Annotated in this window: 17 protein-coding genes; 3 read left to right on the top strand and 14 right to left on the bottom strand. The window is 73.7% G+C overall.

From position 1 onward, the window contains the following. Positions 1 to 67 precede the first annotated feature (67 nt). The 9 genes from DZA62_RS12805 to DZA62_RS12765 form a co-directional block, all read right to left on the bottom strand. Positions 68 to 436 (bottom strand): Rv3654c family TadE-like protein, encoded by a 369-nt coding sequence (locus DZA62_RS12805; protein WP_116949288.1) that lies wholly within the window; start codon positions 434 to 436, stop codon positions 68 to 70. Continuing rightward, positions 433 to 765 (bottom strand): TadE family type IV pilus minor pilin, encoded by a 333-nt coding sequence (locus DZA62_RS12800; RefSeq protein WP_116949287.1) that lies wholly within the window; start codon positions 763 to 765, stop codon positions 433 to 435. Before DZA62_RS12800 ends, DZA62_RS12805 begins: the two co-directional genes overlap by 4 nt. Positions 766 to 851: 86 nt before the next feature. Further along, positions 852 to 1,040, bottom strand: a complete 189-nt coding sequence (locus DZA62_RS12795) for a DUF4244 domain-containing protein (protein ID WP_116949495.1) — start codon at positions 1,038 to 1,040, stop codon at positions 852 to 854. 319 nt (positions 1,041 to 1,359) lie between these two features. Further along, complete coding sequence (locus DZA62_RS12790; RefSeq protein ID WP_116949286.1) at positions 1,360 to 1,788, bottom strand: TIGR03668 family PPOX class F420-dependent oxidoreductase; 429 nt, start codon at positions 1,786 to 1,788, stop codon at positions 1,360 to 1,362. Between the two features lie 38 nt (positions 1,789 to 1,826). Further along, a complete protein-coding gene (locus DZA62_RS12785; RefSeq protein ID WP_116949285.1) occupies positions 1,827 to 2,645 on the bottom strand; it encodes a type II secretion system F family protein in 819 nt (272 codons plus the stop codon). 136 nt (positions 2,646 to 2,781) lie between these two features. Then, positions 2,782 to 3,603: a type II secretion system F family protein gene (locus DZA62_RS12780; RefSeq protein WP_157987638.1), complete on the bottom strand. Its 822-nt coding sequence runs from the start codon at positions 3,601 to 3,603 to the stop codon at positions 2,782 to 2,784. Beyond that, on the bottom strand, positions 3,600 to 4,781 hold the full coding sequence (locus tag DZA62_RS12775; RefSeq protein WP_198663695.1) for a TadA family conjugal transfer-associated ATPase: 1,182 nt from the start codon (positions 4,779 to 4,781) through the stop codon (positions 3,600 to 3,602). Before DZA62_RS12775 ends, DZA62_RS12780 begins: the two co-directional genes overlap by 4 nt. After that, complete coding sequence (gene ssd, locus DZA62_RS36335; RefSeq protein ID WP_198663694.1) at positions 4,778 to 5,848, bottom strand: septum site-determining protein Ssd; 1,071 nt, start codon at positions 5,846 to 5,848, stop codon at positions 4,778 to 4,780. The genes DZA62_RS12775 and ssd overlap by 4 nt, the downstream gene beginning before the upstream one ends. Before the next feature lie 916 nt (positions 5,849 to 6,764). Next, the gene (locus DZA62_RS12765; protein WP_157987637.1) at positions 6,765 to 7,580 is read right to left on the bottom strand and encodes an alpha/beta fold hydrolase; all 816 of its coding nucleotides are present in this window, start codon (positions 7,578 to 7,580) and stop codon (positions 6,765 to 6,767) included. A 238-nt stretch (positions 7,581 to 7,818) separates the two neighbouring features. Here DZA62_RS12765 and DZA62_RS12760 point away from each other — a divergent pair, with 238 nt between their 5' ends. Beyond that, positions 7,819 to 9,129, top strand: coding sequence for a DUF2786 domain-containing protein (locus DZA62_RS12760; protein ID WP_116949280.1), 1,311 nt, complete (start codon positions 7,819 to 7,821; stop codon positions 9,127 to 9,129). Between the two features lie 324 nt (positions 9,130 to 9,453). Here the strand turns inward: DZA62_RS12760 and DZA62_RS12755 are convergent, their stop codons facing one another. Together DZA62_RS12755 and DZA62_RS12750 are read right to left on the bottom strand one after the other, a co-directional pair. After that, a complete protein-coding gene (locus DZA62_RS12755) occupies positions 9,454 to 10,290 on the bottom strand; it encodes a hypothetical protein (RefSeq protein WP_157987636.1) in 837 nt (278 codons plus the stop codon). A 317-nt stretch (positions 10,291 to 10,607) separates the two neighbouring features. After that, positions 10,608 to 11,318, bottom strand: a complete 711-nt coding sequence (locus DZA62_RS12750; RefSeq protein ID WP_116949278.1) for a TetR/AcrR family transcriptional regulator — start codon at positions 11,316 to 11,318, stop codon at positions 10,608 to 10,610. Positions 11,319 to 11,401: 83 nt separating this feature from the next. Between DZA62_RS12750 and DZA62_RS12745 the strand changes: the two genes are divergently transcribed. Beyond that, positions 11,402 to 12,349, top strand: a complete 948-nt coding sequence (locus tag DZA62_RS12745; protein ID WP_116949277.1) for an NAD-dependent epimerase/dehydratase family protein — start codon at positions 11,402 to 11,404, stop codon at positions 12,347 to 12,349. A gap of 42 nt (positions 12,350 to 12,391) precedes the next feature. Then, a complete protein-coding gene (locus DZA62_RS12740; RefSeq protein WP_116949276.1) occupies positions 12,392 to 12,754 on the top strand; it encodes an MmcQ/YjbR family DNA-binding protein in 363 nt (120 codons plus the stop codon). On the opposite strand, the gene DZA62_RS12735 is transcribed toward DZA62_RS12740, so the two are convergent. The 3 genes from DZA62_RS12735 to DZA62_RS12725 are packed head-to-tail and all read right to left on the bottom strand — an operon-like array spanning position 12,718 to position 14,310. Beyond that, on the bottom strand, positions 12,718 to 13,155 hold the full coding sequence (locus tag DZA62_RS12735) for a pilus assembly protein TadG-related protein (RefSeq protein WP_116949275.1): 438 nt from the start codon (positions 13,153 to 13,155) through the stop codon (positions 12,718 to 12,720). The genes DZA62_RS12740 and DZA62_RS12735 overlap by 37 nt on opposite strands. Positions 13,156 to 13,159: 4 nt before the next feature. Beyond that, positions 13,160 to 13,936 carry a TadE/TadG family type IV pilus assembly protein gene (locus DZA62_RS12730; RefSeq protein ID WP_116949494.1) on the bottom strand — a complete coding sequence of 259 codons (777 nt, stop codon included), beginning with the start codon at positions 13,934 to 13,936 and terminating at the stop codon, positions 13,160 to 13,162. Beyond that, positions 13,933 to 14,310, bottom strand: a complete 378-nt coding sequence (locus tag DZA62_RS12725) for a TadE family protein (protein WP_157987635.1) — start codon at positions 14,308 to 14,310, stop codon at positions 13,933 to 13,935. The genes DZA62_RS12730 and DZA62_RS12725 overlap by 4 nt, the downstream gene beginning before the upstream one ends. Positions 14,311 to 14,315: the final 5 nt, after the last annotated feature.

Raw genomic sequence — 14,315 nt, 5'->3', positions numbered from 1 at the left:
CCGTCCCGCGCCGCTACGCCACGCCGTCCTGCACCGCCACGCCACGCCCTATACGCCTCGCATCACCTCAGGCCGGCCGCGGTGGACCGGCGCGTGCTCGACGGTCCTGGGCGGGCAGCCACGGCAGCGCGGACGTCGTCTCGACCCGCACCTGGACTTCGACCTCCAAGCCGTCGATGACGCAGTCGCGCAGGGCGGCGCCGTTGGCGTGGGCGATGCGGCCGGCGTCGGCGCAGGGATCGGCCGCGCCGAGCGCCAGCTGGTTCGCCGCCGCCAACGCGGCGAGGTCGGCCGCCGCGGCCGCCCGGTGGCGGGCCGACTGACCCGCCGCCAGGACCGCTACCGCCTGCGTCGCGACCATGATCACCAGCACGATCGCCAGGATGAACACCGTCCCAGCGCCGCGCTGGCTGTCGCGGCATCGCGTCGGCATCATCCGGCCTCGGCCAGGGCGACCGAGCGAGCCGACACCGTCGGAGCCGGAAGGGTGTCGCCCAACGGACCCGGCATGGTCATCCGTGCGCTGACCCGGACCTCGACCACGCCGCCGATCTCGTCGACCGCAACCTCCGCACCAGGTGGCGCCGCCTCGGCCGCGACGTCGCGTACCACCGCGAGGTCCTCGCCGCGTGCCGCGGCCCGGGCCGCCTCGCGAGCCGCATCGGTGCACCTCAGGTGCCCAGCAGCGATCGTCACCGCCCAGACCGCCATGAGCAGCGCGACGACCAGCGCCGGGAACGCGGCCGCGATCTCGGCGGTCACCATGCCGCGCTGCGCACCGCGGGCCGACGTCAGACGTCGCGGCCGGCGGCCCGAACCCGGATCGCCCCGAGCCGCGGGTCGACGGCACCTCATCCGCCGATCACCCCGAACGCCTTCTCGATGACCCCGCTCAGCAGGTTCTGAACCGGCTCGCTGGTGAGCAGCTTGTAGAGGATGCCGCCGAAGCCGCATGCTGCGACGGTGCCGACGGCGTACTCGGCGGTGGTCATGCCGCGCTCGCTGCGCAACCGGCCGAGCCGGCGGATGACGTTGGACATGGTGACCTCCCTGGAATCCGGCGGTCCGGCCGGCGCGGAGCCCGCGAGCTGCGGGCCTGCGACCAGATTCATCGGCGCGGCGAGCGGATCCCAGGGCCGAACGCGATATTGGGGACAACCTGCGGAATCGGATGAGTCTGTGGACAGGCGGCACGAAACCGCTGCTCAACGCGTCGACCGGCGGACGGGCCGGTGCCCTCTCGTCGGCCCGCGCAGCAGCCCGTCAGATGCCACCTGTGGCCGACCCGCCGGTCACGACCGTGGCATCGCGCGGCGCGCGCGTCGTCGGCTGGTGCTCGAACGAGCCGACGGCGTACGGTCAGGCGTAGGACCAACCGGACCAAGCGGTGACCTCGATCAGGATGACCGGCCCCCGCGGTGGATCGCTTCGGTACTGGCCGTAGCGAAGTCCCAACGCGACCAGCGCGCCGTCGCGGCCATCGCCGTCGTCGAGGACCACCGCCCGGCCGTCGGCGCGGACCCACCAGAGCTGGGTCCAGTCCTCGTCGTAGTGGTCGCACATGAGCGCCACCAGTGGGTTCTCGGCGATGTTGCGCAGCCGCCGAAGCGCAAGGGTGCTCTTCGGCTTCTGATCGACGGCGATGGCGACGCGGTCGGTACCGGACGACGTCACCAGGGCGAACGTGACGGGGACCAGGTGCGGCCGGCCGTCGGCCCCGGTCGTCGCCAAGTGCGCTACTCGCGCAGCCGACATCCGTCGCCTGCACACCTCCGGCGCCAGCCGCATGACGCATCACCGCCCAGGTCGAGGCTACCGGCGCGGCGTCAGAGGAGGAGCGGCCCCGAGGTCGCGATGATCGGCACGACGCCGACCAGCACGAAGGCGGGTAGGAAGCAGAGCCCCAACGGCGCGGCGGCCCGAGCGCCGAGCGACCTGGCCCTCGCCTCACCGGCCCACCGGGCGGCATCGCGCGCGTCGGCGGACACGCGTTCCAGGACCGGCGACGGCGACGTTCCGCGGATCATCGCCGCAGTGAGTGCTCTGGCCAGCGGTCGCACCGTCGGCTCGGCCGCGAGGCCGGACCAGGCGCGGTCCGGTTCGACGCCGACGCTCGCGGCCGCGGCAGCGTCGACGAGGGCGCGCCCGAGTGGGCCACCGATCGCCGCGCCCACGGTCTCGGCGGCGACGGCGGGCGGACAACCGGCCGAGAGCGCCGCCGTCATGAGGTCGGCGGCGAGCGGCAGCATCGCGACGACCCGTTCGCGGTCGCGTGTGCGAGACGCCGGCTCGAGCCGTCCGAGCCCGTGCCAGGCGGCTACTGCGACGCCGGAACCCGCGATGAGCCCGACGACCCCGCCGAGCAGCCAGAACGCGGCGAGGCCGGCAATCGCCGCGGCCAGGGCTCGGCTCGCGCCGGAGACCGCGGCATGGTCGGATCGTGTGGACGCCCCTGGCCGGTTCCGGCTAGACCCGGCAACGGCGACACCGGGTTGCGCGGACGGTACCGCCGAACCGGCTCTCGGACGATTCCTGCGGTGGTCGCGGTGTCGAACGACGGACCGCAGCCGGGCAACGCCCGGCGGCGGCACCAACGCCACGACGGCGGCGAGCGCGGCACACGTCATGGCCAGCAGCGTCGTCATCGGCTCACCGCCCTGGGACCCGGCGATGCTGACGTCAACGTGCAGGTCGACGTGGTCGCAGGGCCGCCACCCACGCGCCCCCGTCGGTGAGCCGGGCTGCGGCGGTCGCGGCGTCGCCGCCTCACCCGTCTCAACGTCACGGCTCCCAAGACGACCTCGTCTGCCGCGACACCCGATCGACCCAGAACAGTCCGGCACCGACGAAGAACACGGCCGCGACCAGGCAGGCGAGTCCGAACGGCGTGCTGGTGAGGAAGCCGACCGCGTCGGCGTCGCCCGCCGAGAACAGCAGCAACGTCGCCGCCGGCAGGCCGGCCATCAGTCGTGCCGTCGCCCGGACCGAGGCCAGCTGCGCGTCGGCCTCGCGCCGGACGGTCGCCTCGGCTCTGACCGAGTCGGCCACCGCGATGAGCGCGGAGGACAGTGCGGCCCCGGTGCGTTCGGACACCTCCCAGGCCGCGGCGACCGCGCGGAGCGGACCGGCCCCCGGCACCGCGCTCGTGGCCCGCAGGGCTGCCGCCGGATCGCCGCCGAGCGCGGCGCGTCCGGCGGCGGGACCGAACAGCTCAGGCCATTCGGCAGCGACCGCATTCACCGCCTGGGCGGGAGGGACGCCCGATGCGAGCTCACCCGCGAGGGCCACGCATCCCTCGGCGACGTCTGACTCGCGGCGTCGCAGGGCCAGCCGCTGGCGTCGCCGGCGCAGCCAAGACCGTCCGAGCGGGACGGCGAGCACGCCGGCCACCAGCCCGGCCGGGCCTGCCAGCGCAAGACCACCCGCACCTGCCGCGACCGCGCCGCCGATGAGAACGGCGCGCGGAGACAGCCGACGCCGCGCCTCTGCACGACGAGCGCCGAGCCGGCCGAGCCGGCCGAGCCGAATCTCCAGCAACGACGGCCGCCCGGCCCACACCGCCGCTGCCGACCCGCCCAGCACGATCGCGAGCAGCGCCGTCACGGCTCCCACCCCCGCTGCGCGAGCAGGTCTGCCAGTACGTCGAACCCCGGTCCACGCGACACAGCACCGTCGCCGTCGACCCGGAACGCCGCCGCCGTCGCCAGCCCGCCGTCGGCTGTCCGGACTCCGCCGTCGCCGATCACCACGTCGACCTGCACGACCCGCCGCCTGCCGCCGTCGTCGCGGACCAGGTGGATCACGGCATCGAGCGCCGCACGTGCCTGAGCGTGAACAGCCGCCCGGCCCAGACCGGCAGCCAGCCCGAGAGCCTCCAGTCGCGCCGGAACGTCCGCCGTCGAGTTGGCATGGAGCGTGCCGCAGCCGCCCTCGTGACCGGTGTTGAGAGCAGCCAGCAGGTCGACGACCTCGGCGCCGCGGACCTCGCCGACGACGATCCGGTCGGGTCGCATGCGCAGCGCCTGACGGACCAGGACGTCGAGTCCGATGCGGCCCGCACCCTCGACGTTGGCCGTGCGGGCTTCGAGCCGGACGACGTGCGGATGATCGGGTCGCAGTTCCCCGGAGTCCTCGACGAGGACGATCCGCTCACCCGGATGACAGACGCCGAGCAGGGCCTCGAGCACCGTGGTCTTCCCGCAGCCGGTACGGCCGGTGACCAGGAACGCGACCCTGGCCCGGACGAGCGCCGTCAACCAGGGTTCGAGCGCGCCTGGCACCGTCCCCGCGGCAACCAGGTCGGTGAGGCTCAGGGCCCGGCCCGAGGGGACGCGCAGGGAGATGACCGTCCCGTCGGGCGCGATCGGCGGCACGACCGCGTGGAGCCGAACCCCACCGGCCAGGCGGGCGTCGGCGTAGGGGACGGCGTCGTCGAGTCGCCGACCCGCTGAGGCGGCGAGCCGCACCGCGAGCCGCCGCACCGCGGCCTCGTCGCGAAACCGCACCGGCTCGCGCCGTAAGCCCTCGCCGTCGTCGATCCAGACCTCGTCGGGCCCGTTGACGAGCACGTCCGTCACGCCGGGGCGCCTCAGCAGCGGATCGAGCGGACCGGCACCGGTGATCTCGGCTCGCAGCGCCTCGGTGACCTCGAGTACCGCGGCGTCGCCGAGGACCGCGCCCTCGGAGCGCAGCAGGGTCGCGACCCTGGCCGGTGTCGGTGCCTCGGCGGTCTGGGCGAGGGTGGACCGGATGCGGTCGAGCAGCGACTCGTCGAACCTCATGCGCCTACCGGCCGATGATCTCGCAGGAGCGTCTCGATCAGCCGTCCGCACCCCTGGACCAGCGGACCCTTGTCGTCGAGGCCGGGTGGTTCGCCGCGATCGAGCTGAACGCCGAGCCGGGGCTCCGCCGGGAGGTGCATGGCGAACGGCAGGCCGAGCGCCATCGCGACGTCCGGCCCGCCGAGTCCGGATGACGACGGCCCGCGCGTGACCACGCGCACGTCGGCCGCCAAGGTGGTGAGGCCGGCGGCGACGCGGGTGGCGGCGGCGACCGCCCGTACCTCGGCGGGGACGACCAGCAGCACGGAGGCGCATAGCCCGATGGCGTACTCGGCGGCCGGATCGGGCCAGCGCGGCAGATCGAGTACGACCAGGTCGCACGCCCGTCTTGCCGCTGCGAGGACGACGTCGGCGGCGTCGGGCGCGAGCGTGAGCAGGTCGCCGCGGTCCCAGGACAGGACGGCGAGTCCGTGCCGTCCGGGCAGCTCCGACCGCAGCGCCCGGGCGCCGAGCCGGCCCTTGCTGTCGGCGAGGTCGGGCCAGCGCAGGCCGGTGATGTTCTCGGCTCCGAGGACGAGGTCGAGGCCGCCGCCGAGCGGATCGAGGTCGGCCAGGATGACCGCCATCCCCTGCCGGCTCGCCGTCACGGCGAGGCCGGTGGCCAGCACCGACGCGCCCGCCCCGCCACGGCCGCCCATGACGCCGACCACCAGCGCTTCGCCGTCGCCGCCTTCCGCGGTGTCGGCGAACCGGCCCGCCAGCCACGGTTCGTCATCGGGGAGGAACAACACCTGCTCCGCACCGAGCGCGACGCCGCGCCGCCAGACGTCCGCGTCGTCGTGGTCGCCGATCAGCAGGACGCCGGGGCGGCGTGGCAGCGACATCGCCGTCAGCGTGTCGGCCTCGTCGTCGCCGACGACCACCAGTGGGACCTGCGACCAGCGAGAACGCGCCGATTCGGGCCGCCCGGCGAGTTCGAGCTCGACGGATGCCGCGGCGGCGAGCCGGAGGAGGTCGTCGAGGAGCGCATCGTTGTGGGTGACGACCAGCGGCCTCGGTGGCGGCACGACGTCGATCGGGCTGGCCGGTCGACGGAGGGGGCGGGTGGCGGTGCGGGACACGTGGACCTCCGGGGATGGGTGCGGAACTCCCTTCCACCCTTGCCGCTGAGCGTCGTTCGCTGGCGGGCCGATTCGCCGAATGTGGACAACTCCGCGAATCCGTTCGGCCTGTGGACAACCGTTGGTGGCGTCTGGTCGGAGCCGGGCGCGCGTCATCCTCCGGCGCCCGGCGAAGGATGAGGCGGACGCTTCGCGGACGGCGGCCCGCGGAGGAGGAGGGCCGGCCGCGGGCGGGCGGCGGGCGGTGGGGCAGGCGCGGCGGCGGGGTCGGGGCGGGGCGGGGCGGGGCGGGCAGCGATGGTGAGCTGGGTGCTTCGCACTGGGCGGTCTTGGCGCTGAGCAACCGGCGGCTCGACGCCACGGTTCGCGCCGGGCGCAGCTGGGCGACGACCCGGTGTAGGTGGTTGAGGTCGTCGTCGACAACCCGCACCGGCGCCACAGCGACCCAGCGACCCGGCGAGGAGCTGCGGGACAGGTTCGTCCGGCTCGGCGGCGGGGCGAACGCTTTCGACGCGCTGGCCGGCTTCGCCGACGTCGACGACTGTGCCGCGCCGCTTCCATGATCATCATGGATCCGTGGTGCGTGGAGGCCACGAATCCTTGATGATCATGGAAGCCCGCTCAGCCGCGTGCGTGAGCGCACTGGCGGGCTGGCGGGCTGGCGGGCTGGCGGGCTGGCGGGCTGGCGGGCTGGCGGGCTGGCGGGCTGGCGGGCTGGCGGGCTGGCGGGCTGGCGGGCTGGCGGGCTGGCGGGCTGGCGGGGTGGCGGGCTGGCGGGCTGGCGGGCTGGCGGGGTGGGGGGGGGGGGGTCGACTGGGCTGGCGGCGGGCGGGTGGGCCGAGCTCGCCTCGTCTTCCCCGGCTCAGCGGGTCAGCCGGGCCCGTTCGAGGAAGGTGAGGACGGCGGCGTTGAATGCGGCAGGCTGCTCCATCGCCAGCGTGTGACCCGTCCCCGGGACGACGGCGCTGGCCGCGAACTGCGCCTCGGCCTCGATGCGCCCGGCGACCGTGTGGATGTCCGACGAGTCGAGATCGCCGACCAGTACCAGCAGCGGCGTCGTCAGCTCGCCGAGGCGTTCGAGCGCGCCCAGCTCACGCAACGCCCCCGTCCCCGATGCGTGCGCGTCGATGACGTCGCGTGCCATCTGCCGACAGCGCTCCCGCATCTCCGCGTCGACCGTGCCGGGCTCCCGCTGCGGCCCGTCGACCCAGGCGCGCAGGAAGAACTCCACGTACCCGTCGACGTCGCGGACCTGAGCGGCCTCGGCCTGTTGCTGCATGAGCGCGAGAATCGCCGGGTCGGTGAACTGCATGCCGCTCACACCGGGACTGGCCAGCACCATCATCTCGACCACGTCGGGGTACGCCACAGCGAAGTCGATCGCCGTCCGCGCCCCGTACGACAGCCCGACGAGCGAGGCACGCGACACGTCCAGCCCGGCGAGCAGCTCGCGCAGGTCCTCGTACGCCGCGAAGTCCGACTTCGGCGTGGACGACTGACCGTGCCCGCGGGCGTCGTAGCGGATGACTCGGTAGCCGGCGCGGACGAACGGCCCCACCTGGCCGTCCCACATCCGGTGGTCGAGGGAGCCGCTGTGCAGCAGGACCAGGGGATGTCCAGCGCCTCGCTCGTCGAAGAACAGCTCGCCGTCGCGGACCGGGACTCGGCCACTGGTCATTACTCGCATCTCCCGTTCGGTCGTCGGTGAACAAGGCGACCTGACGCAAGGTATGACACCACGAGACGACCTCGGTAGCGTCGTCCATCTCGTGGGCACCCGTGGCTGCGGCCGGGCTTGCAGAATAACTGTGTCGGACCTGGGGGCGATGATGGGCGGGAATGCTCGGTTCGGGTGATCTTTTCGGATTGACGAGAGGTGGTCGGTGTTCCCCCACGTCGGCGATCAGCAGCGCCCAGTGACCGCCGACGTCGTGGTCGACTGGCTCCTCACCGTCGCCGCCGACGGCCTGCGCCGCGGACCGGACGCCGTGACAGCCGGCCTGCGAGCGGTATCGGCCGCAGTCCCTGCCCAGCGCGTCGTCGATGCGGCCGTCGTCCAGGTCCTGCGTGCTCAGGTCGACCGGCTCTGGACCTCCGGCTGGCTCCCCATCGACCTCTACGAAGTCACGCGCAGGCAGGCGTCCGCGCTCGCGGTTCACCTCGTGGTCGACGCCATGGCCGACACCGCGGCCACCTACCCCTCCGCGACGACGCATCCGCGCTGGCTGGCGCAACTCGGCGAGGTCGGGGCCGAGAACTGGTGGGACTCCGCCGTCCCTTATCCCGCCCAATGGGCCGACCACCACGGCGCCGAGCGCTCGGCCCTGCTCGAGGCGGTGGTCCAGCTGGTGGGGTTGGCACTTCGGTTGCCGGCACTGCAGGTCATCCTCCCGCCTCCCGGGCAGGCGACCGCCGGCGGTGGCCAAGCTGGCAGTGGTGACTCCGCAGGAGGCACACCCACCGACGGAGGCGACGCTCGTGGATCGTCCGCCGGCGCCGCCGCGTCCGGCCGTCCGCGCCCGTCGCCGGAGAAGGTGCTCGGCCGGGTCCGTGCGTTGTTGGCCAAGGCCGAGTCGACTCCTTTTCCGGAGGAGGCCGAGGCATTGTCGGCGAAGGCGCAAGAGCTGATGAGCCGCTACTCCATCGAACAGGCCCTCGCCGACGCCGTCTCACCCGAACGGCGCACCACCGTCGCGTCGGCGCGGCGGATCTGGCTGGACGCCCCCTATCTCGGGCCGAAGACGCTGCTGGTCGCGGAGGTCGGGTCGGCCAACCACTGCCGCACGGTCTCCAGCGAGAAGCTCGGCTTCGTCACCGTTCTCGGCACCGACCTCGACCTCGATGTCGTCGACGTGCTGGCGACGTCGCTGCTGGTGCAGGCCGCGCGGGCAATGCTGGCGACCGGTTCCCAGTACTCCCGCCTCGGCACGTCTCGTACGCGGTCGTTCCGGCACTCGTTCCTGCTGTCGTACGCCACCCGCATCGGTGAACGTCTGCGCGACGCCGCTGACCAGACCGCCGCGGCTGCCGGCACCGACCTCGTCCCCGTCTTCGCCGACCGGTCACTCGCTGTCGACACACTCTTCGACTCGCTGTTCTCCACCGCCACCGCCCGCCGCTCGTTCTCGGCCGGCAACGCGGCGGGCTGGGGAGCCGGCCGCAGCGCAGCCGACCGCGCCGTGCTCACCACGGAACGGCGTGCGGTCCGCCGCTCGCGCCGGCCCTGAGCGACAGCCTTCTCGGACCACACGTGTCCGCCCGGCGCGATCGATGAATGGTGTCGGCGGGCCGGGCGCCGAGGTTCGGACGCTGCCTACCGAACGCTGGACTCGGCCTGCTGGGCGCCCGGGGTACCGGTGGCTGAACGCGCGACCCGTCGGAGGCCGACCGTGGGCCGCCGGATGCGGGTTGCCGGTTACCGCCCTGGGTCAGCCCGCCCGGGTGGCGGTTGGTCTCGCGACCGCCGGACGGATCCGACGCTACGGCCCGTTGGTCCGGCATCGAGCGGGCCGCCCGGGCTGCCCACGGCTGAATGCGCCATCGACTGGGGATCACCCGGGTCCGGTGCCGTTCGCGAGTTCGACCCGGGCGACGAGCCAACTACCGGCCACTGGGCGATAGCTGAGGCCGACGTCAAGCACCATGCCGGTGTCGTAGGTCAACGTGCCTTGGGCGTGTGCCGCTGAACCGGGATCGGCCACGTCGATCTGCGTGAGCTCGCCTGTGGGGATCGCCTCGATCGGCACGTCGCGATACCGGGCGGCCTGCTCAGGCGTGAGCCACGACGACATCGTCGCGAACCAGGCGTCGCGGCCGACGCCGGTGCGGGTGAACGCGAGGCCGAATCCACGCGCCACCTCGGACCAACCCGCCGGTGCGCCATCGAGCTCGGCGGACGACGGTGGTGCGCCGTCGCCAGCGGCACCGCCGCCATCGACGCCTCCGCTACCGGGCGCATCGTCCGCTCCGCTACCGTCGCCGCCGGGTCCGGACAGTCCATCCGGTCCGCTGCCGTCGGCGCCACCGACGCTGGGCTCACCGTGGGGCGCGCTGCCTGCGAGGCCACCGGAGCCGGGCACGCCGTGCGCGGCGTCGGGTGCATCGATCGCGTCGGTCGCAGCATCGTCGCCGAGCGAGCCACTCGTCCGGCTGGAGCCGTCGGCCATGCGGCCTCCGACGGCGTCGCCGCCGGGTCGGTCGTAGGTCGGGGACTGCGCGTGCCCGTGCCGGTCGTCGGAGGGGCCGTCCCGGTCGTCGGGCGCAGCGGCGACGTCTTCCGGGGGCGGGTCGGTCGGCTGAGCGAGTGACACGTCGGTGGCCGCGGCGTCAGGCGGGAGGATCGCCTCGGGCGGCGAGCCGGAGGTGAGGATCGCGGCGATGATGGCCACCCCCGCCACCGCGACCGCAGCCACCAGCCCCCAGAGCACGCGTTCGAGCCGCCGGTGCCGCAGGGCCGGATCGCGGAACGGGCCCAGCGTGGGCCAGCCGTCGTCGTCCGGTGCGGTCGCCGGGTCGGGCGGCAAGAGCCTCCGCGGCGGCCGCACCGGCGCACCGGGGCGAGACCCGCCGACGTCAGGGGTGTCGGTCCCGGCCATGTCCGTCACCTCTTTCGTCGACGCGTCTCACCTTCTATGGGTGCTTTCGCGAAGCCGAATGTGACAGTGCCGGCGAAATAGCTGCGATTGATCTGGCCGGGTGCGCGGCGTCAGTCCAGACCGACCGCGTCGGCGAGGGCGTCCATCTCGAGGGCGAGGACGGTCGCCGGCCGGAGGCCCATGCCGTTGAACAGGCCGACGGCCTCGATGCTGACGACGCCGTGCAGCCGCACCCACGCCGTCACCACGCCTGCGAGCGCGACGTCGGGCGCCGTCGTCGCGGCCGGGCCGAGCGCGTCACGGACCCAGTCGGCCACCGCCGGCACCTCGGCGATCCACTCCGCCAGTTCGGCGCGCAGCGGCTCCGCCCGTGGCCACGACCTGCCAGCAGCCAGGATCTCCAGCAGCGGCGCCAGCACGGCCCGGGCTCGATCGACGGTTTCGGCGGGGGCGTCGTAGCGCGGTACGGGCGTCCCGGCCAGCAACAGGTACCGGTGTGGCTGGGCGACGGCCCAGGCGCGGTAGGCGCGCGCGACGGCGTGCAGCCGCTCCCGCGCCGGCGCCTCGGCCGACGCCGACCCGGCGGCGTCGAGAGCGTCGGCCAGTGAGGCGTAGCTGTCGACGATCAGCTCAGTCAGCAGATCGTCGCGGCCGGCGAAGTACTTGTAGAGCGCCGGGCCGGAGACGCCGATCTCCTTGGCGACGCCGGTGAGCGTCAACGCGGCAGCGCCGTCGCGGGCGATCTGCCCGAGGGCGACCTGCTTGATCTCGTCGCGGACCTGCTCGCGGTATCGCTTGCGGCGCTCGACGGCCTCGGCCACGGTTCCTCCTCGCTGTTGATAGACATCCTAACTTGAGTTAGAGTCCCTAACTAACAGTTACGAGGCCTAACTTTGGAGGAGTCATGACGGAGTTGCACGTCGTGCTGGGCACCGGCCCGGCTGGAGCGACGCTTGCGGAGGAACTGCTGCGTCGCGGACACGTCGTCCGCACCGTCGACCGGCGCGGTGTCGCGCAGCTCGAGGGGGTTGAGGCGTACGCCGCCGACATCCGCGATCCCGGGGCCGCCGCGGAGGCCGTCGCCGGAGCCGCCGTCGTCTACCACTGCGTCAATGTGCCGTACGAGCAGCAGGTCGAGGTCATGCCACGCATCCAGGAGGCAGTGCTCGCCGCGGCCGAGACGGCCGGCGCGCGGCTCGTGGTCACCGACACGCTGTACCCCTACGGGCCCACCGGCGGCGCCGTGATGACGGAGGAGACGCCGTGGCGCGCGGTTGCGGCGAAGGGCCGGATGCGCGCCGACCTCGACCGCCGCTACCTCGACGCGCACGCGCGCGGCCAGGTCCAGGTGACCCTCGGTCGGGCCGCCGACTTCTTCGGTCCGCGGGTGTTCAACTCCAGCCTCGGCGCGACGGTGTTCCCGGCGGCCTTGACGGGTGAGACCGCGCTCGCCCTGGGCGACATCGACCTGCCGCACAGCTACAGCTACATCCGCGACGTCGCGGCCGGGCTCGCGCTGCTCGGCGAGCGTCCGGACGCAGCCGGGCGGGTGTGGCACCTGCCGACCGCTCCGGCGATGTCGACGCGGCAGGTGCACGAGCTGATCACGGAGGTCACCGGCCGGCCGCTCTCCGTCGACGTGCTGAGCGAGCCGCAGCCGTGGGGACCGTTCGATGACGTGTTCATGGCTGAGTACGCCGAGCTCTTCTACCAGTACCTCGAGCCGCAGGTCGTGGACTCGTCGGCGTTCGAGCAGGCCTTCGGCGTGCGGCCGACGCCGCTCGCCGACGCCCTTGCCGAGACCGTCGCCTGGTACACGGCGACGCTGCGCCTGCGCGCCGCCGCCGGTTGACGTCGTCGACGCTGTCGGTCCCGCGCGGCACAATTCCGTCGCATGGTGACGATCGACGACGTGCGGCGGCACGCGCTGTCGCTGCCCCGGACCACCGAGGGGCTGGTCCGCGACAGTGTGAAATTCCGCATCAGGAGCATCGTGTACGCGGCGGTCTCGCCCGACGAAACGATCATGGGCTTCGGCTACCCGAAGGACGAGCGGGATGCCCTGGTGGCGTCGGATCCGTCGAAGTTCCTCCCTCCGTTGCCGTCGGACGAGCGGTACCAGTGGGTGCGCGTGCGGCTGGCCGCCATCGACGAGGACGAGATGCGTGAGCTGCTCACCGACGCCTGGCGTATGTGTGTGCCGAAGAAGGTGGCCGCCGCCTACGACGAGTTCGGCACGGAGATCCCGCCGGGCTGACCCGGCAGCCCCGTGACGAACTCGACGCTGGCCTCGCCGGTGGCCTCCAGCGTGGTGATGCCGACGAGCGGCAGGATCGCCGCCTGCTCGGTCGCGTTGGTGCGCACCACGATCGTGGTGCCGTCGACGCTGACGGTGCCCGCGATGCCCGCTGCCGTGAGATGGTCGCGGGCCGCGGCGATGGCCCGGGCCCTATCGAGGCCCGGTGAGCCGATCAGCGTCGCACCGTCGATCTCCTGACCCGCCGCTCGTGCTGCCTCCGCGGCGACGGCGTCGGCTCGCCGCTGAGCGGTCAGCTGGCGCTGTCCGTCGTAGACGAGGCCGGCCATCGCCAGCAGCGCGATGGTCAGGACGGCGAAGGTCAGGGTGAAACTGCCGGTCTGGTCGTGTGGGCGGCGCATCTGCTCACCTCTCCCGATAGGTGTCGACAGGGCTGACGGCAGTCGCCGTGAGCGTGATGGCGGGGACGTGCAGAGGCAGGTCGGCGACCCGCAGCGGGCAACGAACCGTGACGGTGACGCGGCCGCGTTGCCCGGGTGGTGCGCGGAGGCCGGACACGTCGACGTCGATCTCGGTGCGCAGGCACGAGAGCCCCTGATCGTTCAGCGCGGCGCGCGCGACGGCCGCCGCCGCATCGCGGCCGGCCGACGGGGTCCGCTGCAACGAGGCGGCCCGGGCTGCTTCGGTGGCGGCGTGGTCGACCGCGCCGTCGGCGACGGCGTAGCGGCCGGCCAGCGCGATGAGCGCGATGAGGAGCAAGAGGCCGGGTGCCAGGACGGCGAGCTCGAGCGTTGCCGAGCCGCGGTCGGGGCGCGGCGCGGTGCTGCGGCCGGCTCGGCTGAAGCGGCGTTGGCCGGACCGGCCAGCGGTGGCGCCCTCTGGTGGGCGGGCCCGCCCGCGGCCTTGCGAAGGGGACACTGTCTGGCTGGCCACCCGGCGGCTGCACGTCGCACTGGCCGGCGACACCCTGGCGAGCGCCGGGTCGGAGCCGTGGCCTGGTCGATGGGTGGTGACGCGGTCGGTCTCCGCGGCGGACGCCGCGAGGTCGGCGGCCCGTTCGTTGCTCGGCGAGCCCCAGGTCGCGCTCGTCGTCGCGCCAGCGCGACCGAGTCGGGGGCCGGCTGCGGGGTGGGAGGCGCCCTCGTCCGGCACGGGCGGGACCCCGGTGTCCGGGCGGCTCATGGGGCGGTCCATCGTCGGATCGGTGCCGTCGCCGACTGGCTGACGTCGACGCGCCAGCCGGGGATGAGCGTGGTCGACGAGCCGGTCACGGTGACGGTGACGGTGTCGGCGTCGGAGGTCTCATGGATGTCGCCGACCCGCATGACCGTGCCGTCGGTCGTCGCGGCGAGGAAATCGGCCGCCCGTGCCGCGCCGCCGGCGCCGTCGACCAGGCTGGCCGCGCGGACGCCCTCGCGGGCCGCGGACAAGGCGACGTTGCGGGCGTGGAACCAGAGACCGGCGTGCACGATGCCGAAGATCAGCAGGAACACCGCGGGCCAGAGCAGGACTGTCTCGAGGGTGGCCGAGCCGCGTTCTGGGTGTCGGCGAGTCATGTCGA

The sequence above is a fragment of the Jiangella endophytica genome, from assembly GCF_003427025.1.
Taxonomy (GTDB): domain Bacteria; phylum Actinomycetota; class Actinomycetes; order Jiangellales; family Jiangellaceae; genus Jiangella; species Jiangella endophytica.
This window is presented reverse-complemented; position numbering and strand designations above follow the sequence as displayed.